The organism is Marinifilum sp. RC60d5 (assembly GCF_052400665.1).
In the GTDB taxonomy this organism is placed as follows: Bacteria; Bacteroidota; Bacteroidia; order Bacteroidales; family Marinifilaceae; genus JBQTGK01.
On record NZ_JBQTGK010000006.1, the window covers coordinates 102,300 to 125,095 of the forward strand.

The following is a 22,796-nucleotide window of genomic DNA, read 5'->3' on the forward strand; positions in this document are numbered from 1 at the left end:
TCAGATCAAAAAAAAGAATGCCATGGAAAAATTGATCATCACAGCTGCTATTTGTGGCGCCGAAGTTACCAAAGAGCACAATCCGAATGTTCCTTATACAATTGAGGAATGTGTGCGCGAAGCAGGTTTGGCTTACCAAGCAGGAGCCAGCATTATTCACCTTCATGTTCGTGAAGACGATGGAACTCCAACTCAGGATAAGAATCGTTTTAAAGCTGTAATGGATGCGATTCATGCAAAATATCCGGAGGTAATTATTCAACCATCAACCGGAGGAGCTGTTGGTATGACCAACGATGAAAGATTACAGCCAACAGAGTTGAATCCGGAAATGGCAACCCTCGATTGTGGTACATTAAACTTTGGGGGAGACGAAATTTTCGAAAACACCGAAAATACAATTAAGTATTTTGGTGAGAAAATGATCGAAAGAAATATTAAACCAGAATTAGAGGTGTTTGATAAGTCGATGATTGATATGGCACTTCGCCTGCACAAGAAAGGATACATTAAATCGCCTATGCACTTCGATTTTGTTATGGGTGTGAACGGTGGAATTTCAGGTACTCTTCGTGATTTTATTTTCCTAAGAGGAAGTATTCCTGCCGATGCTACCTATACGGTTGCCGGTGTTGGTCGTTTCGAATTTCCTTTAGCTGCTGCTGCTATTATCGATGGTGGTCATGTACGTGTAGGATTCGAAGACAATACGATGATTGCAAAAGGTGTTGTAGCAGAATCGAACGGACAGTTGGTTGAGAAAGTTGTTCGTTTGGCTAAAGAATTAGGTCGCGAAATTGCTACTCCAGCTGAAGCAAGAGAAATTTTAGGATTAAAACAAAAATAAGATTGGATTGTAGAGAGACTTGATTTTCTCACATCTAATATCTCATATCTATAAAAGGAAATGAACAAAGGAAATAAATACGGAACACATAGAGTCCTTGAACCAAAAGGTACTCTTCCACAACCAGCTCAGAAGTTGGATAATACCATGTCGGTATACGACAACGAGTTGTTGATTGATGTTCAGACTTTGAATATCGATTCGGCGAGTTTTACACAAATAAAAGGTGCTTGTAATGCCGATACTGCTAAAATGGAAGAAATGATTCTTTCAATTGTTGGCGAAAGAGGTAAAATGCAGAATCCGGTAACGGGTTCGGGTGGAATGTTAATTGGCACCATTAAGCAAGTTGGACCTAATTTTCCAAATCAGGATTTAAAGGTAGGCGATAAGATTGCAACATTGGTTTCTCTTTCCTTAACTCCTTTAAAGATCAAAAAAATTAAAAACATTAATCTTTCTAACGATCAGGTTGATGTTGATGCACAAGCAATTTTATTCGAAAGTGGTTTGTATGCTGTTCTTCCGACAGATATTCCTGAGAAACTAGCTTTAGCAGCTTTAGATGTTGCGGGAGCTCCTGCTCAGGTTGATCGCCTGGTGAAAGAGGGCGACACGGTTTGTATTATCGGAGGTGGTGGTAAATCGGGTGTTTTGTGTTGCTATCAGGCAATGCAAAATGTAGGTCCAAAAGGTAAAGTTATTGTTGTGGAATATTCTAAAGAAAATGCACAACGCATTAAAGACCTTGGATTGGCTACTCATGTTGTTGTTGGCGATGCAACCGATGTAATGGATGTTTATAATAGAGTAACCGAAATTACTGGCGAACAGGCTTGTGATGTTGTAATTAACAATGTAAATGTTGCTTCTACTGAAATGTCATCTATTCTGATTACTAAAGACAGAGGATGCGTTTACTTTTTCTCTATGGCTACATCTTTTAGCAAAGCCGCTCTTGGAGCTGAAGGCGTTGGTAAAGATGTTGACATGATTGTTGGTAATGGCTATGCAATTGGGCATGCCGACCTAACATTAAATATCATTAGAAATTCAAAAGGAATTAGAGAATTGTTCGAAAAACTATACGTATAATGACTAATAATAACAGACGCAGCGAATTATTTCCAGAGATAACTGATATACAGTGGAACGATTGGAAATGGCAGGTAAGAAACCGTATTGAGACCTTAGATCAGTTAAAGAAATATATTCGTTTAACGGACCAAGAGGAAGAAGGAGTTAAGAAATCACTGGCAACTTTACGCATGGCAATTACGCCATACTATTTAACATTGATTGATCCTGATAATCAAAATTGTCCAATTCGTAAGCAGGCCATTCCAACTGCAGCAGAAGTGCATCATGCCGATGCCGATCTTTTAGATCCGCTTCATGAAGATGAAGATTCTCCTGTTCCGGGATTAACACACCGTTATCCGGATCGTGTTTTGTTTCTGATTACAGATATGTGTGCGATGTATTGTCGTCACTGTACCCGTCGACGTTTTGCAGGTCAGTCCGATGCGTCAACTCCACAAGATAATATCGAAAAAGCAATAGAATATATTGCCAATACTCCTCAGGTAAGAGATGTTGTTCTTTCTGGTGGTGATGCTTTATTAATTAGCGATGATAAATTAGAATATATTATTAGCCGATTAAGAGCAATTCCGCATGTCGAAATTATTAGAATTGGAAGTCGTACTCCAGTAGTATTGCCTCAGCGTATCACCGATAATTTGGTGAATATGCTTAAAAAATATCATCCAATATGGTTAAATACACACTTTAATCATTCCAATGAAATTACTGAGGAATCGAAAAATGCTTTGGCTAGAATGGCCGATGCTGGTATTCCTTTAGGGAATCAATCGGTTCTTCTTCGTGGAGTGAACGATTGTGTTCATATTATGAAAAAATTAGTGCATAATTTGGTGATGAACCGTGTTCGTCCTTATTATATCTATCAGTGTGACCTTTCAATGGGATTAGAGCATTTTAGAACGCCGGTTTCTAAAGGAATAGAGATTATCGAAAACCTTCGTGGGCATACCTCAGGTTTGGCAGTACCAACTTTTGTTGTTGATGCTCCTGGTGGTGGCGGAAAAACTCCGGTTATGCCTCAATATGTTGTGTCTCAGAGTCCGGGAAAAGTAATCCTCCGAAACTTCGAAGGGGTTATTACCACTTATACCGAGCCAGAACATTACGATAATAAATGCACTTGTCCCGATTGTACAAATGACAAGAAGCGTGAAGGTGTTGCTTCTCTATTGCATGGCGATCAGTTATCTATCGAACCAGATCACCTGGCACGTAAAGAAAGAAATAAAAAAGTAGATGCCATTTCTTAATGACATAGAAAAATATAAAAGTCTTTCTATTGTAGGACTTGAGAAAAATACCGGGAAAACTGAGTGTTTAAACTATGTGCTGTCCCGATTAAGGGGCAGCCATAAACAAATTGCTTTAACTTCCATAGGTATCGACGGAGAAAATCGCGATCAGGTTTCGCAAACGCATAAGCCGGAAATTGAGCTTAGCAAAGGAATGATGTTCGTGACTTCGGAAATTCATTATGCAAAACGTAAATTATTTTCCGAGTTAATCGATGTTTCTTCTCAGTTTACAAGTTTAGGACGATTGGTAACAGCAAAAGCAATTTGTTCGGGTAAAATAATGTTATCAGGACCTGCTAATAATAGCGAACTAATTCGGTTAATTGATGATTTAAAGCAAAAAGGTGTTGATCTGACTATTGTAGATGGGGCATTGTCTCGCAAGAGTTTAGGTTCTCCAACAGTTACTGAAGCCATGATTTTGGCCACAGGAGCAGCTTTGTCGGCAAATATTCCTCAGTTGGTGTTTAAAACGCAATTTGCGTATGATTTAATTCAGTTAGCAGAAATCGAAACTGAATTAAAAAACAAACTCAAAGGAATCACAAAGGGCATTTGGGCTATTGATGAATCAGGAAAAATAAAAGATACGGGGATTGTTTCTGTATTGATGATCAAAAATAAAAAAGATCAGCTTTTTAAGTTCGGAACTGTGTTTTTTATTCATGGTGCAATTACCGATCAGTTTTTAGATTTTCTGAAAAATCAAAAGCAGGTTAAAAATATAAAATTAATAGTAAGAGACTTTACAAGAGTCTTTGCAAATTCTGAAACTTACTATGCCTTTATAAAAAGAGGCGGAAAAATTCAGGTGTTAGATAAGACCAATTTGTTGGCGGTTACCATTAATCCGGTTTCGCCTGATGGTTACAAATTAAATTCAGAGGAATTGAAACTGGCTTTGGAAGCAAAATTACAAGTGCCGGTTTACGACGTTAAAAAAATTGAGAATGAAGTTTCGTAATGCCATATCAGAAATAAAAGGATTACAATATTTAACTGAAAAGTTAGACTTGAAATCGCCAATGGGAAAAAGATTCCTGTTGGATACTGAAATGCTGTATTCTGAAATTGATTTAAATGTTGAATTTTCTTTGTTAGAGCAATTTGTTCAACTTATTAAAGTAAATATTGAGACAAGTAAAGCGATTCAGAACGAGTTGTCTCACCTTAGAGATATTCGGGGTACTGTGGCCAACTTAAAAGTAAATTTAATTTTAGATGATGTTGAATTGTTTGAAATTAAGTCTTTTATAATGCACTCTCAGCGAATATTGAATTTGCAACGAGAATCAAAACAAGAGATTATAAAATTACCAAACTTCGCAGATCTCATTAAAATATTGGATCCGCAAAATTCGGGGATTCCTTCGTTTTATATTTATGATGATTACTCAGCAGAACTGGCCGAGGCAAGAAAGAATCTAAGAGTTGCTAAATCTGAGAATGGAAACTCCGAGGATAAGTTGGAAGATTTGTTTACTAAAGCACATGAAATAGAACAGAAGGTTAGAGAAAATCTGTGTTTTCAGATAAAAAGTTTTGCCGATAATTTGGGAGAGGCCTTAAAACAACTTGCACATTTAGATTTGTTAATCGCAAAGGCATTGCAGGCTATTAATATGAATTTTAATCGCCCACGCTTAATTCAGGGAACTACAAAATATAAAGGGATATTTAATCCTTTAATAAAAAATGAACTTCAAAAGCAGAATAAGAAATATCAGGATATTGATATTGAGATTCAAAAATCAGTTTGCTTAATTACAGGAGCCAATATGGCAGGTAAAACTGTTGTATTAAGAACATTGGCGCTTTGTCAGTACCTATGTCAGTTCGGATTTTTTGTTCCAGCTGCATCGGCACAAATTAGTTTGGTTGATAAAATTATGATTTCGGTGGGCGATGAGCAATCAGAATTAAATGGTTTGTCATCTTTTGCATCCGAAATGATGAACGTAAGCAAGATGCTCGAAGAGTCAAAAAATAATAACAACGTATTGATTTTAGTTGATGAATTGGCAAGAACAACAAATCCGGTAGAAGGATTAGCAATTGTAAATGCTCTTGCAGATATTTTTTATCAGAATAAAATTAGAAGTGTAATAACCACTCACTACAGTGGATTAAATTCTTATTTCAGAAAGTTACGGGTAAAAGGTTTGGATAAGGATTTTGGTAATAAAGTGATTACCCAAAAGAATATAAACAGTTATATGGATTATTCGTTGATAGAGGACAATACAGGGGAGGTTCCTCACGAAGCACTTCGAATTGCATCTTTATTAGGAATTGATAAAGAGATTATAGAAGGAGCTAAAAATCAATTGAATAAAGAAGCTAGTATTAATAGGAATTAGATGTTAGAAATGAGATTGATAAGGCATGAGTAAATCTTCTTGTTAAATCTCTAATCTAAAAGAAAAATGGATAAATTGAATATGCAAAAGAGTAAACTAGGTCTTGACTTTGAAAAAGTGGGACACGCCAAAGAGGTGTCGAAGCGAATTGCAGACGATGTTCAGAATTTCGTAAACAACTACTCAACCGTAGCTGTTGAGCGTACTTTGTGTCGTCTTTTGGGAATCGATGGTGTCGATAATAATGAGGTGCCGCTTCCTAATATTGTGGTCGACGAATTAAAGGATAAAGGTGTGTTGAGCGAAGGAGTAATGTTCTTTTTAGGAAATGCTATTTTGGAAACAGGATTGAATCCACAGCAAATTGCCGAAAAAATTACTGCCGGAGAGCTCGATATTACGACTCTTCCTCTTCACTCTAAGGAAGAAATTGAAAAGGCAATTCAACCTTTTGTTGAAAAGAGCATTCATGTAATTAGAGATCGTAAAGCGAAACGAGATAATTATATTGATACTATTGGCGAAGGACCAAAACCATATTTATATGTAATCGTAGCAACGGGTAATATCTATGAAGATGTTGTTCAGGCCGAAGCGGCAGCTCGTCAGGGAGCCGATATTATTGCAGTAATTCGTACTACTGGTCAGTCTTTGCTTGATTATGTTCCTTATGGCGCTACCACCGAAGGTTTTGGTGGAACGGTTGCCACACAAGAGAATTTCCGAATCATGCGAACTGCCTTAGATAAGGTAGGGGAAGAAGAAGGTCGTTACATTCGCTTGTGTAATTATTGTTCTGGTTTGTGTATGCCCGAAATTGCTGCTATGGGAGCAATTGAAGGTTTAGATGTGATGCTGAATGATGCATTGTATGGCATCCTTTTTCGCGATATTAACATGCAACGTACCATTGTAGATCAGTACTTTTCGAGATTATTGAATGGATTTGCGGGTGTGATTATTAATACCGGAGAAGATAACTACTTAACTACTGCTGATGCTTTCGATGAGGCGCATACCGTGTTGGCTTCCGATTTTATTAACGAGCAGCTGGCTTTGGTTGCAGGCTTACCCGAAGAACAAATGGGATTAGGTCATGCTTTTGAGATGAATCCCGATTTGGAAAATGGTTTCCTTTACGAGCTTGCTCAAGCACAAATGATCAGAGAAATTTTTCCTAAGGCTCCTCTAAAATATATGCCTCCAACAAAATTTATGACAGGTAATATTTTTAAAGGTCAGGTGCAGGATGCTTTATTTAATCAGATTTCAATTTGGACCGGACAAGGAATTCAATTATTAGGAATGCTTACCGAAGCAATTCATACTCCTTTTATGTCGGACAGATACCTTTCTATCGAAAATGCTAAATATATCTTTAATAATATGAAGAATATTGGCGACGAAGTAGAATTTAAAGAAGGAGGTATTATTCGCCAAAGAGCGGCCAAGGTTCTCGATGATGCAACCGAATTAGTTGAGAAAATTGAGAAAGAAGGATTGTTTACTGCCCTTGAAAAAGGAATTTTTGCGGATATAAAACGTCCGAAAGATGGGGGTAAAGGATTAGATGGTGTTGTGGAAAAAGGAAGCAACTATTTTAATCCGTTTATCGAAATTTTGCATAAAAAGTAATAAGTATCAAGTTCAAAGTATCAAGTAATAATATCAGAAAATAAATTATCTAGATATTCGACACTAAAGTCTTGATACTTCTTAAATATAAGGAGACAAAAAAATGAGTGGAGGTCTTTATTCAACCGATTCCAACGATTTTGATAAAACCCTGGATCTAACCAAAATTAAACCTTACGGAGATACCATGAACGATGGTAAAACCCAGGTTAGTTTTACTTTGCCTGTAGAAAAGGGCGAAGAAGCTATTGAGGCTGCTAAGCAAATGATGCGTAAAATGGGTTTTGAAAACCCTCAGGTGGTTATGGTACAGGAATTAATGGAAGGATTTACTTTTTTTAATTGCTACGGAAACTGTACTCACACTGTTGATTATACAGATATTCATGTGCCAAAAGTTGAATCTACAACTATGGATATGCATGAAACCGACGATTTTATAAAAGAAAATATTGGTCGCCCTATTCGTGTACTTGGTGCCAGCACAGGTACCGATGCTCACACAGTAGGTATCGATGCAATTATGAATATGAAAGGTTTTGCAGGTCATTATGGTTTGGAGAGATACGAAATGATGGAAGCCCTGAATATGGGTAGTCAGGTGCCAAACGAAGAATTTATTGCTAAAGCTATTGAGTTAGAAGCTGATGTTCTTTTGGTATCGCAAACAGTAACTCAGAAAGATGTTCATATTAAAAATTTAACCGAACTGGTAGAGCTTATGGAAGCTGAAGGATTACGCGATAAAGTAATCTTGATTTGTGGCGGACCAAGAATCTCTCACGAACTTGCAAAAGAGTTGGGCTACGATGCAGGATTCGGAATGAACAAATATGCCGATGATGTTGCATCTTATGCAGCACAGGAATTAAGCAGAAGAATAAATGGATAGTATATAGTCACTTGCCGCTGGTCATTACTTGTCTTGATTTTAATGACCAATGACAAATTAACGATTTGACTGGTGACTAATGACCAATAACTAATAAGACATGGATAAAAAAGAAATCAGAGAGGTGATTGCTAAAAGATCTGCTCTCGAATTAAACAATGGAGATGTAGTAAACCTGGGAATTGGATTACCTACTATCATTCCTAACTATGTGCCAGCTGATGTGAATGTTATTCTACAATCGGAAAATGGATTGCTGGGAATGGGTGCCGCTCCAGCTGAAGGAGAAGAAGATTCTGATTTTATTAATGCAGGAGGAGGATTCATTACCTGTGAAAAAGGCGCTAGTAGTTTCGATAGTTCTGTTTCTTTTGGAATTATTCGAGGGGGTCATGTTGATGTTACTTTTTTAGGTGCTTTGCAGGTAGACGAAAAAGGAAATCTTGCGAACTGGATTATTCCTGGTAAAAAGACACCTGGTATGGGTGGAGCTATGGACCTAATTGTTGGAGCCAAACGAGTGATTCTTTCTATGGAACACACTGCAAGAGGAAATCATAAAATTATGAGCAACTGCAATCTTCCTTTAACTGCTGCCGGTCAGGTTGATATGATTATTACCGAAATGGGTGTAATGAAAATAGTACCTGAAGGAATCCTGTTAAAGGAATACAATCCTGTTTTTACCATAGAGCAAATTCAGGAAGCTACTGATGCAAAATTGATTATTGCTGAGGATTTAATTGAAATGAGAGTGGCGTAGTTCATGAGTTTGTGTATTCGTAATTACGAAAATGCAAATTCATAATGAAACAAATTCACAATATCACGAATTTACAAAATCACAAAAATTATGAGCAAAGTATATATAGTTGCAGCTAAGCGTACTGCAATCGGAAAATTTTTAGGAGCTTTAACCCCAGTTAAACCAGCTGATTTAGCTTCTACAGTTATTAAAAATATTGTTGAAGAAACAGGTATCGATACATCGAAATTAGATGAGGTGGTTGTGGGAAATATTCTAAGTGCCGGACAGGGGCAGGGAATTGCTCGACAGGCTTCCATTAACGCCGGTATTCCTCAGGAAGTTCCAGCTTATGGAATTAATATGATCTGTGGATCGGGAATGAAATCTATTAATTTAGCTTATACAAATATTAAAGCTGGAGAAGCAAATATGATTCTTGCCGGAGGTACAGAAAATATGTCGAATGCTGGTTTCGTAATGCCGGGAGCTGTGCGTACCGGACATAGAATGATGGAGCTGAAATCGGTCGATCACATGGTTTATGATGGTTTAACTGATGCTTTTGGAAAATATCACATGGGAATTACAGCAGAAAATATTGCTGACAAATATAATTTGACTCGCGAAGAGCAGGATGCTTTTGCTTTTGCTTCACAGCAAAAAGCAATGGCTGCTCAAGACAAAGGACATTTTGAAAATGAAATTGTTCCTGTTGAGATCAAAACAAGAAAAGAAACCATCACTTTCGATGCTGATGAATTTATTAACAGAAGAACCAGCGAAGAAAAACTTAGCGGATTGCGCCCAGCATTTAAGAAAGATGGAACTGTAACTGCCGGTAATGCTTCTGGTATTAACGATGGTGCTGCATTTGTATTACTTGCATCAGAAGAAGCAGTAAAGGAGCATAATTTAACTCCTCTTGCCGAAATTGTAGCAACCGGCCAAGGTGGTGTTGATCCTGCAATTATGGGTATGGGACCAGTTCCTGCTGTAGCTAATGTTTTGAAAAAAGCTGATATGAAACTAGAACAAATGGAAGTTCTGGAACTGAACGAAGCTTTTGCATCTCAATCATTAGGAGTGGTTAAGCAATTGTGCGAAGAACATGCTGTTAATCCAGATTTCTTTAAAGAAAAATGTAATGTAAATGGTGGTGCTATTGCTTTAGGTCATCCTATTGGTGCTTCAGGTGCTCGTATTACAGTTAGCTTACTACACGAAATGAAACGAAGCGGAAATGAGTATGGCCTGGCTTCGCTTTGTATTGGTGGAGGAATGGGAACTGCAATTATTTTGAAAAATGTATAAATAGAAATGAGATTCTAGATATGAGAAATGAGAAAATCTCACATCTAATATCTCACATCTCAAATCTATATTAAAGAATGGATTTTAGCTTAACAAAAGAACAAATGTTGTTTCAGCAAATGATAAAGGATTTTGCTGAAAGAGAGGTAAAGCCGTTGGCTGCTGAAGTAGATGAACAGGAACGTTTCCCGATTGAAACAGTAGAGAAGATGGCTAAGATTGGAATCATGGGCATTCCAATTCCTAAACAATACGGTGGTGCTGGCGGAAATAATGTAATGTACTCTATGGCTGTTGAAGAATTATCGGCAGTTTGTGCTACTACAGGTGTTATTGTATCGGCTCACACTTCATTGTGTGCTGCTCCTATTATGGAGAATGGAACCGAAGCTCAAAAACAAAAGTATCTTCCAAAACTTGCTTCTGGTGAGTGGATTGGTGCTTTTGGATTGACTGAACCTAATGCAGGAACCGATGCTGCAGGTCAACAAACAATGGCAGTTGAGGACCGTGATAACTATATTATTAATGGTAGTAAAATTTTTATTACTAATGCCGAATTTGCTCACGTTTACGTGATTTTTGCAATGACCGATAAATCGAAAGGTACTCGAGGGATTTCTGCTTTTATTATTGAAAAAGGAACTCCTGGTTTCTCTATCGGTAAAAAAGAGAAGAAAATGGGTATTCGTGGTTCAGCAACCTGCGAATTAATTTTCGAAAACGTAGTGCTTCCAAAAGAGAACATGCTTGGAAAATTGAACAAAGGGTTCGGTATTGCCATGAAAACACTTGATGGTGGTCGTATTGGTATTGCTGCTCAAGCTTTGGGAATTGCTCAGGGAGCTATTGATGAAACTGTGAAATATGTGAAGGAGAGAAAACAGTTCGGACGTTCAATTTCTGGTTTTCAGAATACACAGTTCCAGTTAGCAGATATGAATACCAAAACCGAAGCTTCGCGTATGTTGGTTCGTAAGGCTGCTTATAAAAAAGATGCTAAAATTCCTTATTCTGTTGATGCTGCAATGTGTAAACTTTATGCTGCCGAAACTGCTATGGAAGTTACCAATAAAGCAGTTCAGCTTCATGGTGGATACGGATATACAAGAGAATATCCTGTTGAGCGTATGATGCGTGATGCAAAAATTACCGAGATTTACGAGGGAACATCAGAAGTTCAGAAAATGGTAATTTCAGCGAACATGTTGAAATAAGGATTTAATTATATGTACGGGCATGACATGTTTGTATTGTTTAAATAAAATCAAAAGAAATGAAAATAGTTGTCTGTATTAAGCAGGTACCGGATACAACCGAAATAAAAATAGATCCAAAAACGGGTACTTTAATTCGTGATGGAGTGCCAAGTATTATGAATCCCGATGATAAGAGTGGTTTGGAAATGGCACTTCAATTAAAAGATGAAAAAGGAGCTCATGTTACTGTAATTACCATGGGACCACCTCAGGCCGATTTAATTCTTCGTGAGGCCTTTGCAATGGGAGTTGATCGTGCAATTCATTTATCAGATAGAAAATTTGCCGGAGCAGATACTTTGGCTACTTCACACGCTTTGGCTGGTGCATTAAGAAAGCTCGATTTTGATCTTTTAATTACAGGTCGTCAGGCAATTGATGGTGATACTGCTCAGGTAGGCCCTCAAATTGCTGAACATCTTGATTTACCTCAGGTATCTTATCTTGAAGATTTAAAATTTGATGGCGTTAAGACATTCACTATGAAACGTCATATCGAAGAAGGATATCAAATGCTGGAGGTGGAAGCACCTTGTGTGGTAACTGTTCTTTCATCGGCAAATACGCCTCGTTATATGAATGTGGGTGGAATTGTTGATGCTTACCAGAAAGAAGTTGAAGTTTGGGGATTCAACGAAATTGAAGTTGATGAGAAGAATCTGGGCTTAAAAGGTTCTCCAACAAGTGTACACAAAGCATTTGCCCGCGGTTTAAAACCAGCAGGAGAATTGTACGAAGTAGAGACCGATGAGGCCGTAGGAATCATCATCAAGAAATTAAAAGAGAAATTCATTCTAAACTAATTTATAGCCATGAATTTAGAAGATTACAAAGGTATATACGTTTTCATAGAACAACGTGAAGGTGTAATTCAAAATGTAGCTTTAGAGTTGTTAGGACAGGCTAGAAAATTAGCTGATCAGTTGAACAACAAAGTGTATGCAATGTTATTGGGACATGGAATTGCTAATCAGGCTCAGGCATTAATTGCTCGTGGTGCCGATGAAGTAATTGTTGTGGATGCTCCCGAACTAAAAAATTACACTACAGAACCGTATGCTCAGGCAATCTGCCAGATTATTGAAGAGAGAAAGCCTGAATCGATGTTGATTGGTGCTACTACTTTGGGTCGTGATTTGGGTCCAAGAGTATCGGCTCGAGTGGGTACTGGTTTAACAGCCGATTGTACTAAAATTGAGATCGGGGAAAAAGGAGAGATGTTAATGACTCGTCCGGCTTTTGGGGGTAATCTCATGGCAACAATTGTTTGTAAGAATCATCGTCCGCAAATGGGAACTGTTCGTCCGGGAGTTTTATTCGCTATGGACGCCGATGAAAGTCGTAATGGTGATATTGTAAACTATGAAGTTAAATTTAAGACTGAAAAGTTCAAGGTGAAGTTGTTAAAAACCGTTAAGGAGGATAACGATTTAATTGATATTACCGAAGCTAAAATTTTGGTTTCTGGTGGTCGTGGTATTGGTAACAAAGAAGGCTTTGAAGCTATGGATGGCCTTGCTCATACATTGGATGCAGAAGTTTCTGCTTCTCGTGCTATGGTTGATGCTGGATACATTGGACATGATCGTCAGGTAGGACAAACGGGTAAAACTGTTCGTCCCGATTTGTATTTTGCATTTGGTATTTCCGGAGCCATTCAGCACGTTGCTGGTATGGAAGATTCGGATCTAATTATCGCCGTAAATAAAGATAAATATGCTCCAATTTTTCAGGTAGCCGATTTGGGAATTGTTGGTGATGCTAAGCAAATTATTAAGAAATTGACCGAGAGGTTGGAAAAATAAAATATTAGATTAAACATTAATTAATTTTTGGAAAGGCCTGTTCGATTTATTTCGGGCAGGTCTTTTTATTGAATTTGAAACCTAATGGGGTCTTTAGAACACTTAGAGTTTAATTTTTTGTAAATTCCGATTTTACTTTTATCAAGCGGTAAGCTTAAAAAAATATGGAGATATTAATGTGTTGCCAGTCAATTAGCTAGCTGAGTTCTGTGCCGCTTAGAAGTCTTTTAATATTTGCAATATGTCTTATTATTATTAGAAATCCACAAAGACATAAGTAATAGATGGTGTAATTGGGCATTTTTAAACAAAAAGCAGCAAGAGGTAAGCAAAGGGCTATAGATAGTGAACCTGCCGAGACAAATGTGCTTAGTTTCTTAACAATAAAGTAAATAAATACTGAAATGAATACTGGAATTGGTGCAATAAGAATTGATGCGCCAAGTGTTGTATTTACGCCTTTTCCTCCTTTAAATTTTAAAAACAGACTAAAATTATGACCTAATATTGTGGCTAAGGCTACAAAATAAATAAGAGAAGAAGAGAGGGGAAATAATTGATATTTAGTAACAATTAGTACAAACAAAACAGGTAATAAACCTTTAAGCATATCGCTTATTTGGGTGAGCATTGCTATTTTTTTACCTGCAATACGTTTAACATTGGTCGACCCGATATTGCCACTTCCAAACTTACGAATATCTTTCTTGGTAAAAATTTTAGTGTAAAGATACCCAGAAGGAAATGAGCCTAATAAATAGGCTGTTAATAGTAGCAAGTAGTCCCAAAGAAAAGTCATTCCAATTGTTTTAAAATAGTTATTGCCTGATTAATATGTTCTTCAGCTTTAAATTGAGAATCAAAGATATGCACAATTTTACCTGATTTATCAATAATATAGGTTACTCTTCCGGGTAATAAACCAAAAAAACTTGTGGGAACGCCGAAAAGTTTACGAACCTCATTATTTTCGTCGCACAAGAGGTTAAAATTAAGATTGTATTTTTGTGCAAACTGCTTGTGGCTTTTTACCGATTGAGCACTAATACCAAATACTTCTGCATTTAAATCATTAAAATCTTCATATTGATCTCGAAAACTGCAAGCTTCCTTTGTGCAACCCGGAGTATCATCTTTTGGATAGAAATAAATTACCAAATTATTTTTACCAATATAGTTTTGAATATTTATGGTTTCACCATTTTGGTTTTGAAGCTGAAATTCGGGGATTTTATCTCCGATTTTTAATTGTTTTTTATTATTTGCCATGCTAGCTATAGTAAGAGGGAACAGAAGGCCTGCAATTAAAGCTATTATCAGAATCTTATTTTGTTTCTGATTTCTGAAACCCTGAAGTTTAATATTTAGTTTTTCAATTTTCATGTATTTGTTTTTTTAGGAAACCAGGGAAAAAACGTGCTTGTTCGTTCAATATATTCGCGATATTGAGGTTTATCCACAGTCAGACTTTTTTCGAGCATTGCAACGCCTGATATTTTTACAATTAAAAAAGTCATTAAAAAAGAACCAGCAATAAACCAATATTGATGAGCAGCAATAGCAAAGAGAGCATAACTCCACCACACAGCTGAGTCGCCAAAATAATTTGGATGCCTTGTGTATTTCCAAAATCCGCTGGAAAGCACTTTTCCTTTATTTTCCTTATTTTTTTTAAATTTTGCCAACTGAAAATCTCCTCCGGCTTCAAAACTAAAACCTATTAGCCATAGGCCCATAGCCATATAATCAAAAATATTTAAGGGTATATTATCGCCACATAAAAATACGCCAGCAAGAGGAGAAGCTATAAGAATCATAAGAAATCCTTGTAAAAGAAAGACTTGAAAATAACTAATCCACCAATAAGATTGTTTCCCATAGTCTTCTCTGAATTTTTGATACCTGAAATCTTCGGGCTTACCGCTGTTTCTAAGAAACAAATGTATGGTTAATCGCAATCCCCAAATGCTAACTAATGTAAGAAGTATTATTTTTCTTAATGAGATACTTTGGGCAAAAAAGAAAAGGTAAAAACTGATTAATACAAATCCAGTTCCCCAAAAAATATCAACAATACTGGCATTACGAATAATTACACTATAAATCCATAGTATTGTTGCAACAATAATAATTAGCAATCCCGATTCTAAATATAATTCCATAATTATTTATTTTTATTTATGGATATAACAAAGCAGGAGCAGTATTTGTTTTAAATATTGCAGATTATTCAAACTGAATGGCTACGGCAAGACTACCTTTGCCGGCGTTCATTCCTATTACAGGAGAAATATTAACGATTTCGATAGGTGATTTACCAATAATACGACTTAGTTTTTTACTGTAATTTTGTGCTTCAGCCTTGTTGTTTGCATGTAAAACAATATAATTCCAGATATTTTGCTCCTTCTGTAATTTTTTTATGTGTTTTATTATTTTGCTGATATTTGCCTTTTGACCAATTGTTTGTCCGAATAGCATCGATTTTCCATCTTTATCCATTGAAACAATAGGGTTTATTCTTAAAAACATGGCCAGTTTACCTACCACTGGAGGAACTCTTCCTCCTTTAATCATCCATTTTAAGTTTTTTACACTTACAAATATTTTTGTTTTATCAATCCAGCTGTCAATTTGTTCTTTTATAATATTTGTATCAACACCTTGCTCAATTGCTTTGGCAGTTCGCAGTACTGTTAAGCCTAGTCCTCCCGACACATTGCGCGAATTTATTACATGAATTGGTATATTCGATTCTTTTTGTACTCGTAATGCTGCTTTTTTAGCACTTGCATGAGTGCCACTAAATTCTTTTGTTAAGTGAATAGAAATAATGGCATCGTAATTTTGAACCATTTGAGTGTAGATATTAATAAAACTATACTCGTTAATTTGTGATGTTTTCGGAAAAAAATTCGATTTTTCTATTTGTTCGTAGAACTGTTTTGCTTTCATTGTTAGTCCATCGAGGTATTGACTATCGCCAAAAGATAGATGAAGAGGCATTACATTTATTTGGTAATAATCTATAATTTCTTTTGGTAAATCGCAGGTTGAATCGGTAACAATACCAATATTCCATTTTCGCTTGACTGCAATTTCGTTTTGTCTTTGCATGTCGTCAACCTTAGGCGAAGTAATGGTAGCAATCTTTTCCAGCTCTTTAAACAGATTAGATGGATTATTGGTATGAACATGAATTCTGCAACTTTTTTGAGCTCCGTTTAGTACCACCGAATCGCCTTTGCTTTTTAAAAACTGCTTAATTTCGCTTAACGAAAGCGATGCATTCTTTAAAATAGCCTCGGTGCAATATCTGTAATCCAGATTTTGATGGTGGTTTATTTTTTCGCTCGAAATAGGAATGTAATCATGACTTATTATTCTATTAATAATACCATGATTTACAAAATCCATTACCCCATGAATAAAAAATACAAAACCTTTGGCTCCGGCATCAACAATATTATGCTTTTTTAATATGGCAAGTTGCTCGCTTGTTTTTTTTAGCGACGATTCTAAAACAAGCAAAGACTCATTTAATATTTGTTTGTATTCTACAACCTGCTTGCGTTTGGAATAAAGAAATTCAGACCAGTCTTTAATTACCGTTAGCATGGTTCCTTCAACAGGATCGCCGATAGCTTCGTACATGTATGGAACAGACGACCTCACACTTTCTGCAAATTCGAGAAAGTTAATGCTCTTTTTTTCTGAAGTTTCGCAGCTTAAGCCAAATAAAAATTGCGACATAATTATACCAGAATTACCTCTGGCTCCTATTTGTGCAGCTTCGGCAATTTGGTCAACCATAAATTTGTAAGAAATATTCGGCGAAATGCTATCCATAACCGATCGCATCGTTGATGCCATATTGCTGCCAGTATCTTTATCAGCAACCGGATATACATTAATACGATTAAGTTCGCCTAAATTTTGAATGAGTTTATTGGCTCCTGCAAGAAATGCATAATACAAATAGCGTCCGTCAATATTTATGTTCTCAGAGTTCATAGGGAAGATATTAATATTGATTTTAAGTTACTTATATTATTTGATTTTTAAATCGATATGGGCTTTAAAATATCAAAAAAGTAAAATTGAAAATAAACTTATATTTAGTCTTTAACTTTGGTGTTTACATTTGTTGTTGTTTTAATTTTTGTGACGATTATATCTCCTGGTTTTTCTGCGATTATACTTACATGCATATTATCAGCTTGTTGTATGCAAAATAAGTTTCCTTTATGTATTATTAATTCTTCGGTATTGATCTTGCAAATAAATTTTCCATTGTGCACATATATAAAAAAGAATGACAAGTTGTTTTCTATTAAAAGCTTTTTCTCGTCCTTAGCATTAAAACATAATGATGATATCTCACCACAATTATTGTTTCGGGTCATTAGATTAAAGTCGGTACATTTTCCTACCGATGAGGTGTGCCAGTTGCCTTCGAAAGTATCTGTATCAAATTGCTTTAAATGTTTCTGATAATGTTCTTTGTGTTCTACTTCAATTTCTCCATCTAAAATCATTAAATGGCGCGATACTCCAGGTAGGGGAGTAAATTCCGATTTCTCGATTTCAACTTTTGCAGTGCTTATTCTAAAATCAAAATTTAATAGTTTATAGTCGGCATTTTCAGGAAAAATAAATAGCTGAGTGCTTGTTCCTCCAGCCCAATTAATAGTTTTAAAAATCGTAGGTGTTAAGATTGAATATTCCATTTGTGAAAAATTTGAAAACAGATATCAAATTTACTATAATCTGTGTTAAACAAATATAGATTACGTTTTAAAACAATCAAAAATGAAATTCGGATAGTAAGATATTTAGGTTTGAGTTTTAAATCTACAAAAATATTATGTTGTTTACTAATAAAATAAATATTATATTAAATTGATAGCTTGCATTAGTAAATGTTAATAACAAAAGCCGCAATACTTTTTTAGCATTGCGGCTTTAGGCTTACTGTGTATTTGTTGTTGTATTATTTTTGAGCTCAGGCCCAAAAAATCGTTGTAAGTAATTAAGATTTCCCGAAAGTACATACCGTAAAAAGTATGTACTAATCGAGATATCTTTATTTACACAGACTAATTTTCTTTTATTTCGTTTAATAAATGTTCAACTGCTTTCTCAAGCTGCTGATCTCGACCTTCAGTTACCATTTCATAGTCGTTGCTAACTTTAATGTCTGGTTCGGTTTGCTGATTTTCAATATACTTACCATTCATATCCTTAACACCAACCATTGGCATTCCGAAATATAAACTTCTATCTTGCAATGTTTCCCACCAAACGGCAGTCATGGTTCCAGGAACAGGCATACCTATTAATTTTCCAATTTTAAGGGTTTTGTATGCATAAGGAAAAGCACACGCATCGGAATAATTGCTCTCGCTAATTAACACTGCCGATGGTTTTTTCCATTTATTCATAGGTTCGGTACCAAAGTCTTGTCCTCGTGGCGATAAAGTAGAATACATTTTTCCGCTTAGTAATGTTACCAAATCGTCGTGAAGCCAACCTCCACCATTAAAACGGGTATCTACAATAATTGCCTCGCATTTGCCATATTTACCTATCATATCCGAATATACTTTACGGAAACTAGGCGAATCCATTCCTTTTACATGAACATAGCCAATTCGTCCGTTCGATAAGCGTTTTACTTCTTCTTGTCGGCTTTTTACCCAACGCTGATAAAGCAGAGAATTTACACTTGATACGGGTTTTACAGTCTCTTCCCATCGTTCTTTTGTGTAAGGACTATATAGGCTTAGTAAAACTTTTTTACCAGCTTTATGGTTTAGTAATGAGTAATGCGATTTATCTTTTGTAATGGCAATACCATCAATTTTTTCAATAATAACACCAGGTTTTATTTTAGAATCGGCTTTACTTAAAGGGCCTTTTTCTAAAATTTCAGCAATGCGTAATCCGTCGCCTTCATATTTCCAATCGTAAAATGCACCTAATTTTGCAGTTTGGTCAGCATTTCTTGCTCTAAAGCGATATCCCGATCCTGTGTGCGAAGCATTTAACTCACCAAGTAATTCGCTAAGCATTTCAGAGAAATCAAAATTATTGTTAATATAAGGTAAAAATTTCTTGTATTCAGCTTTGTAGAAATCCCAGTCCAGATTATGCATTTCTGGATCGTAGAATTTACGTAACATTGTGCGCCAAACATGCTCAAATAAGTATTCACGTTCTTTGGCTTTATCTAAATACATTTCGGCTGTGTAGCTTATGTTTTTGCGTTTATTCGAAGCTACATCCACTTTTATAATGCTATTGCCCGACATTAAAAACAGGTTTTTAGCATCTTTATCGAACTGCATGGATCCGCCGCCACCTTTTAAATCCAGAACTTTTTTGGTTTCTTTCTTTTCTAAATTATTTACCCAAAGGTCGTAGCCATCTTCAAATTTACTTAGGTAGAATAATTTTTTTCCATCGGGTGTTAAAATCGCGTCCGATAAATTAGAAGGATTAATCGTTAAGCACACCTGACGGTCTTCCATTCCTGAAAACTCAATATTTAAATCTTCAGCTTTTTCTTCTTTTTTATCCTTCTTATCTTTTTTGTCTTTCTTATCCTTGTCTTCAGTTTTTTTACTTTCTTTTTTTGCTTTTTCTTCTTCTTTAATCAGCTCTTTTTCTTCTTTCGAAAGTTTAAACTCATCGAACGCCTTCTGATTAAAAAATTGAATGTAAACATCCGATTGAGAACCCCAGCTACCATGACTTCTGTATCCGCGTTTATCGGTGGCCCAGATCATAGCATTTCCTTTCATCGACCATTTTGCATTAGAATCGCTATAGCCGCTTTCGGTTAAGTTTACCATTTTACCATTGCCTTGTGCGTCAACTAAAGCTACATCAGGCATAAAAATAGTGTGAGGATAAAAGTCAACTAAAAACCATTTTCCATCGTTCGACCAATCGTAATGCTGATCGCCATCGGAATAGGAATAGTTATATTTTTTACCTAAAATTTCTCGTACTTTTTTCGATTTTAGGTTTATTACTTTCAGGATTACACGTTCTTCAAGAAAGGCCACTTCTTTTCCGTCAGGAGAATATTTAGGCTGAAAAGTTTCGGCCTCTGTTTCTAAAATAGCTTCTTCGTCTAGAGTTGTAGCATTAGAGAATTGAGTTTCTCCTTCTCTAACTAATTTTGTTTGATATAAATTCCAACTGCCATTTCGTTCCGATGCATATAGCAAAGCCTTTCCATCGGGGCTAAAGCTTACCGATCGTTCCTGTTCAGGAGTATTGGTAATGCGTTTGGTTGTGCCATATTCAACCGAAGTAACAAACACTTCGCCGCGAACAATAAAAGCAACTTCTTTTCCACTAGGAGAAACACTCATTTTCTGAGCACCGCTTCTTAATTGTTCGTAGCTAATTGCATTTTCTTGATTATCAACAGTAAGTTTAACGTTTAGTTTAACAGGATCTTTACCTTTTTCTTGAGTATAAATTTCACCATCCCATGAGTAGCACAGCTTATCGCTTTCGCTGATACTTAGAAAACGAACAGGATGCTTGTCGAAAGAGCTAATTTGAGTTAGTTCCGATTTGTTGTTAACGGGAGCTTTCCATACGTTAAAAGAGCCTGATTTCTCTGATAAATAGTAAATTTCATCATTCTTCGAGTTGAAAACAGGATATAAGTCCTCACCTTTATAAGTAGAGAACATATTGTGTTTTTTATTTTTTGTATCGTATAACCAAATGTCTCTGGTTACTGCCGATGTATGATGTTTTCTCCAATGGTTTTCATATCCTTTGCTATCGCGATACAGTATATAATCCATGTTTTTACTGTATTTGGCATCTAAGGCAGGAGTGGTAAGAACCTGAGAAATTTTACCTCCTTTGGCCGGAACGCTGTACAATTCTGAAAGTACGCTGGATGGAAACATTACATTTTTTACATCATCACTAATTACCGATGAAAACAAAATATTTTGGCCATCTGGTGTAAACGAGGATGGAGATTCATTGCCCGAATATTCTGTAATTCTTACTGGTGTTCCACCAGTAACAGGAATGGTATAAATATCAAAGTTTCCAAATCTGTTAGAAGCAAAGGCAATGGTTTTGCTATCGGGAGACCATATTGGTTGATAATCGTAGGATTTGTTCATTGTTAAAGGAAAAGCAGTTCCTCCTTTTGCTGAAACAGTAAAAAGATCGCCGCCATATTCAAAAACAATAGTTTGTCCGTCGGGAGAGATTGCCGGATATCGCAACCAGAGTGGTGTATCCGAAGCTAAAAGGCTTTCTGCAAGAGCAATTAAAAATGTTGTAATAAAAAACAGTTTTTTAATCATACGAAATTAAGTTGTGTTAAAAATCCTTATAAAATGAATTAAAGTGTTTTAATAAGTTCTTTTCATATCATAATTAATGCCAATTTTTCTAAATTACTATGATAGAGACTGTTTTTGTGTAAAATATTATTTTTCTGTTAACTAAATGTACGAATATGAACAAATAAGTGTTCGTTTACGTGCATTTTGGATAGAATAGGATTAACTCTAAATTAGCAACTTATGCTTGTTATTTTAAGATTATCTATTTTCCTTTGATGAGTTATTTATTGCTTATAGTCAATTATTAAAAACAAGTAAGGATGTTAAGTTTTCGGATTCAGGAACAATCTGTAATTGCCTCTTTAGATGGTGCCCGCAGAATAAACAGTAAAATTTCCGAAATAGTGAAGGCGGAAATTATCGATTTTATCGAAAAATCAGGAAAACAAGTAATTCTTGATTTAAACGGAGTAAGTTTTATTGATAGCGAAGGCTTTTCAGCACTTAAGGCAATTTCGGAATTAGCAAGAGCAAACGAGCGTTTATTTACATTTGTTAATGTTTCTGATGATGTGCTCGAATTGGTTGACCTTGTTGGAATGAGAGAATCTTTTGTTTTAGGTAAAAACTAGTAGATCGCCTTATTGTTTAGACCTTATTGAATTCTTTTGGATAAGAAACGGTTCCCTCTATGTTTTTAAGTGAGTTATTACAGAGTTCGATGGCCATAAAAATATGATCAGGAACTTCAAAAGGTGGTTTAATATTAAACGTACTGGCTGATTTAAACCCAAACTTTGGGTAGAATTTATCATGCCCCAGTACAATAACCGATTTGTATCCTAATTTTTTAGCCTTAGCCAATCCTTTTTCAACCAACTGACTTCCTATTCCCAGTGATTGTAGCTCTGGAATTACCGACATGGGAGCCAATGCTAATGATTGAAATTCGTCCTTGTGGGATTTTATAATTATTGGAAAAAATAAAATGTGTCCAACAATTTCGCTGCCCATGCAGGCCACAAGCGATAGTTCTTTAATGAATTTTCTATTTTTTCTTAAATTCTCAATTAGTTTACCTTCTGTTTCCTGCCCAAAAGCCATATCATTTATCATGCTAATAACAGAATAGTCATTTTTATTTTCGGGGCGCAGGTTAATTTTCATGAGGCTTACTTTTTTAAATTTAATTAAAAAATAAAAG

The 22,796-nt window shown here is 35.8% G+C and carries 20 protein-coding genes; 13 read left to right on the forward strand and 7 right to left on the reverse strand.

What is annotated here, in order from left to right; translation table 11 throughout:
* The first annotated feature begins 22 nt into the window (after nucleotides 1-22).
* The 12 genes from ACT3CE_RS14065 (at nucleotide 23) to ACT3CE_RS14120 (ending at nucleotide 13,259) form a co-directional block, all read left to right on the forward strand.
* Nucleotides 23-847, forward strand: coding sequence for a 3-keto-5-aminohexanoate cleavage protein (locus tag ACT3CE_RS14065; RefSeq protein WP_444710401.1), 825 nt, complete (start codon nucleotides 23-25; stop codon nucleotides 845-847).
* Between the two features lie 60 nt (nucleotides 848-907).
* Nucleotides 908-1,942 (forward strand): zinc-binding dehydrogenase, encoded by a 1,035-nt coding sequence (locus ACT3CE_RS14070; RefSeq protein WP_444710402.1) that lies wholly within the window; start codon nucleotides 908-910, stop codon nucleotides 1,940-1,942.
* Complete coding sequence (ablA, locus tag ACT3CE_RS14075; RefSeq protein ID WP_444710403.1) at nucleotides 1,942-3,204, forward strand: lysine 2,3-aminomutase; 1,263 nt, start codon at nucleotides 1,942-1,944, stop codon at nucleotides 3,202-3,204. The genes ACT3CE_RS14070 and ablA overlap by 1 nt, the downstream gene beginning before the upstream one ends.
* Complete coding sequence (locus ACT3CE_RS14080) at nucleotides 3,191-4,213, forward strand: hypothetical protein (RefSeq protein WP_444710404.1); 1,023 nt, start codon at nucleotides 3,191-3,193, stop codon at nucleotides 4,211-4,213. Before ablA ends, ACT3CE_RS14080 begins: the two co-directional genes overlap by 14 nt.
* Nucleotides 4,200-5,609, forward strand: coding sequence for a MutS-related protein (locus ACT3CE_RS14085; protein WP_444710405.1), 1,410 nt, complete (start codon nucleotides 4,200-4,202; stop codon nucleotides 5,607-5,609). The genes ACT3CE_RS14080 and ACT3CE_RS14085 overlap by 14 nt, the downstream gene beginning before the upstream one ends.
* Before the next feature lie 66 nt (nucleotides 5,610-5,675).
* Nucleotides 5,676-7,244: a lysine 5,6-aminomutase subunit alpha gene (locus ACT3CE_RS14090; RefSeq protein WP_444710406.1), complete on the forward strand. Its 1,569-nt coding sequence runs from the start codon at nucleotides 5,676-5,678 to the stop codon at nucleotides 7,242-7,244.
* Nucleotides 7,245-7,347: 103 nt separating this feature from the next.
* On the forward strand, nucleotides 7,348-8,136 hold the full coding sequence (locus tag ACT3CE_RS14095; RefSeq protein ID WP_444710407.1) for an OAM dimerization domain-containing protein: 789 nt from the start codon (nucleotides 7,348-7,350) through the stop codon (nucleotides 8,134-8,136).
* Between the two features lie 100 nt (nucleotides 8,137-8,236).
* The gene (locus ACT3CE_RS14100) at nucleotides 8,237-8,899 is read left to right on the forward strand and encodes a 3-oxoacid CoA-transferase subunit B (RefSeq protein WP_444710408.1); all 663 of its coding nucleotides are present in this window, start codon (nucleotides 8,237-8,239) and stop codon (nucleotides 8,897-8,899) included.
* Between the two features lie 90 nt (nucleotides 8,900-8,989).
* Nucleotides 8,990-10,195, forward strand: a complete 1,206-nt coding sequence (locus ACT3CE_RS14105) for an acetyl-CoA C-acetyltransferase (RefSeq protein ID WP_444710409.1) — start codon at nucleotides 8,990-8,992, stop codon at nucleotides 10,193-10,195.
* 77 nt (nucleotides 10,196-10,272) lie between these two features.
* Nucleotides 10,273-11,412 carry an acyl-CoA dehydrogenase gene (locus tag ACT3CE_RS14110; RefSeq protein WP_444710410.1) on the forward strand — a complete coding sequence of 380 codons (1,140 nt, stop codon included), beginning with the start codon at nucleotides 10,273-10,275 and terminating at the stop codon, nucleotides 11,410-11,412.
* 59 nt (nucleotides 11,413-11,471) lie between these two features.
* Nucleotides 11,472-12,257, forward strand: coding sequence for an electron transfer flavoprotein subunit beta/FixA family protein (locus ACT3CE_RS14115; RefSeq protein WP_444710411.1), 786 nt, complete (start codon nucleotides 11,472-11,474; stop codon nucleotides 12,255-12,257).
* A 9-nt stretch (nucleotides 12,258-12,266) separates the two neighbouring features.
* On the forward strand, nucleotides 12,267-13,259 hold the full coding sequence (locus tag ACT3CE_RS14120; protein WP_444710412.1) for an electron transfer flavoprotein subunit alpha/FixB family protein: 993 nt from the start codon (nucleotides 12,267-12,269) through the stop codon (nucleotides 13,257-13,259).
* Between the two features lie 196 nt (nucleotides 13,260-13,455).
* On the opposite strand, the gene plsY is transcribed toward ACT3CE_RS14120, so the two are convergent.
* The 6 genes from plsY to ACT3CE_RS14150 form a co-directional block, all read right to left on the reverse strand.
* Complete coding sequence (gene plsY, locus ACT3CE_RS14125; protein WP_444710413.1) at nucleotides 13,456-14,058, reverse strand: glycerol-3-phosphate 1-O-acyltransferase PlsY; 603 nt, start codon at nucleotides 14,056-14,058, stop codon at nucleotides 13,456-13,458.
* The gene (locus tag ACT3CE_RS14130; protein WP_444710414.1) at nucleotides 14,055-14,642 is read right to left on the reverse strand and encodes a peroxiredoxin; all 588 of its coding nucleotides are present in this window, start codon (nucleotides 14,640-14,642) and stop codon (nucleotides 14,055-14,057) included. Before ACT3CE_RS14130 ends, plsY begins: the two co-directional genes overlap by 4 nt.
* Complete coding sequence (locus tag ACT3CE_RS14135; protein WP_444710415.1) at nucleotides 14,639-15,421, reverse strand: DUF1295 domain-containing protein; 783 nt, start codon at nucleotides 15,419-15,421, stop codon at nucleotides 14,639-14,641. Before ACT3CE_RS14135 ends, ACT3CE_RS14130 begins: the two co-directional genes overlap by 4 nt.
* A gap of 64 nt (nucleotides 15,422-15,485) precedes the next feature.
* Nucleotides 15,486-17,273, reverse strand: coding sequence for a DegV family protein (locus ACT3CE_RS14140; protein WP_444710416.1), 1,788 nt, complete (start codon nucleotides 17,271-17,273; stop codon nucleotides 15,486-15,488).
* Between the two features lie 104 nt (nucleotides 17,274-17,377).
* Entirely contained in the window at nucleotides 17,378-17,989 is a 612-nt protein-coding gene (locus ACT3CE_RS14145; RefSeq protein WP_444710417.1) for a HutD family protein, read from the reverse strand.
* 369 nt (nucleotides 17,990-18,358) lie between these two features.
* Nucleotides 18,359-21,610: a S41 family peptidase gene (locus tag ACT3CE_RS14150; RefSeq protein ID WP_444710418.1), complete on the reverse strand. Its 3,252-nt coding sequence runs from the start codon at nucleotides 21,608-21,610 to the stop codon at nucleotides 18,359-18,361.
* 302 nt (nucleotides 21,611-21,912) lie between these two features.
* Here ACT3CE_RS14150 and ACT3CE_RS14155 point away from each other — a divergent pair, with 302 nt between their 5' ends.
* Complete coding sequence (locus ACT3CE_RS14155) at nucleotides 21,913-22,224, forward strand: STAS domain-containing protein (protein ID WP_444710419.1); 312 nt, start codon at nucleotides 21,913-21,915, stop codon at nucleotides 22,222-22,224.
* Nucleotides 22,225-22,240: 16 nt separating this feature from the next.
* Here ACT3CE_RS14155 and ACT3CE_RS14160 read toward each other — a convergent pair whose 3' ends face one another.
* Complete coding sequence (locus ACT3CE_RS14160; protein ID WP_444710420.1) at nucleotides 22,241-22,759, reverse strand: GNAT family N-acetyltransferase; 519 nt, start codon at nucleotides 22,757-22,759, stop codon at nucleotides 22,241-22,243.
* Nucleotides 22,760-22,796: the final 37 nt, after the last annotated feature.

Bases quoted from the DNA above. Each gene is read 5' to 3' on its own strand.
- ACT3CE_RS14150 (WP_444710418.1), bottom strand. From the start codon at position 21,610: ATGATTAAAAAACTGTTTTTTATTACAACATTTTTAATTGCTCTTGCA.
- ACT3CE_RS14145 (WP_444710417.1), bottom strand. From the start codon at position 17,989: ATGGAATATTCAATCTTAACACCTACGATTTTTAAAACTATTAATTGG.
- ACT3CE_RS14140 (WP_444710416.1), bottom strand. From the start codon at position 17,273: ATGAACTCTGAGAACATAAATATTGACGGACGCTATTTGTATTATGCA.
- ablA (WP_444710403.1), top strand. From the start codon at position 1,942: ATGACTAATAATAACAGACGCAGCGAATTATTTCCAGAGATAACTGAT.
- ACT3CE_RS14115 (WP_444710411.1), top strand. From the start codon at position 11,472: ATGAAAATAGTTGTCTGTATTAAGCAGGTACCGGATACAACCGAAATA.
- plsY (WP_444710413.1), bottom strand. From the start codon at position 14,058: ATGACTTTTCTTTGGGACTACTTGCTACTATTAACAGCCTATTTATTA.
- ACT3CE_RS14065 (WP_444710401.1), top strand. From the start codon at position 23: ATGGAAAAATTGATCATCACAGCTGCTATTTGTGGCGCCGAAGTTACC.
- ACT3CE_RS14155 (WP_444710419.1), top strand. From the start codon at position 21,913: ATGTTAAGTTTTCGGATTCAGGAACAATCTGTAATTGCCTCTTTAGAT.
- ACT3CE_RS14090 (WP_444710406.1), top strand. From the start codon at position 5,676: ATGGATAAATTGAATATGCAAAAGAGTAAACTAGGTCTTGACTTTGAA.
- ACT3CE_RS14130 (WP_444710414.1), bottom strand. From the start codon at position 14,642: ATGAAAATTGAAAAACTAAATATTAAACTTCAGGGTTTCAGAAATCAG.
- ACT3CE_RS14085 (WP_444710405.1), top strand. From the start codon at position 4,200: ATGAAGTTTCGTAATGCCATATCAGAAATAAAAGGATTACAATATTTA.
- ACT3CE_RS14105 (WP_444710409.1), top strand. From the start codon at position 8,990: ATGAGCAAAGTATATATAGTTGCAGCTAAGCGTACTGCAATCGGAAAA.
- ACT3CE_RS14080 (WP_444710404.1), top strand. From the start codon at position 3,191: ATGCCATTTCTTAATGACATAGAAAAATATAAAAGTCTTTCTATTGTA.
- ACT3CE_RS14135 (WP_444710415.1), bottom strand. From the start codon at position 15,421: ATGGAATTATATTTAGAATCGGGATTGCTAATTATTATTGTTGCAACA.
- ACT3CE_RS14160 (WP_444710420.1), bottom strand. From the start codon at position 22,759: ATGAAAATTAACCTGCGCCCCGAAAATAAAAATGACTATTCTGTTATT.
- ACT3CE_RS14100 (WP_444710408.1), top strand. From the start codon at position 8,237: ATGGATAAAAAAGAAATCAGAGAGGTGATTGCTAAAAGATCTGCTCTC.
- ACT3CE_RS14070 (WP_444710402.1), top strand. From the start codon at position 908: ATGAACAAAGGAAATAAATACGGAACACATAGAGTCCTTGAACCAAAA.
- ACT3CE_RS14120 (WP_444710412.1), top strand. From the start codon at position 12,267: ATGAATTTAGAAGATTACAAAGGTATATACGTTTTCATAGAACAACGT.
- ACT3CE_RS14095 (WP_444710407.1), top strand. From the start codon at position 7,348: ATGAGTGGAGGTCTTTATTCAACCGATTCCAACGATTTTGATAAAACC.
- ACT3CE_RS14110 (WP_444710410.1), top strand. From the start codon at position 10,273: ATGGATTTTAGCTTAACAAAAGAACAAATGTTGTTTCAGCAAATGATA.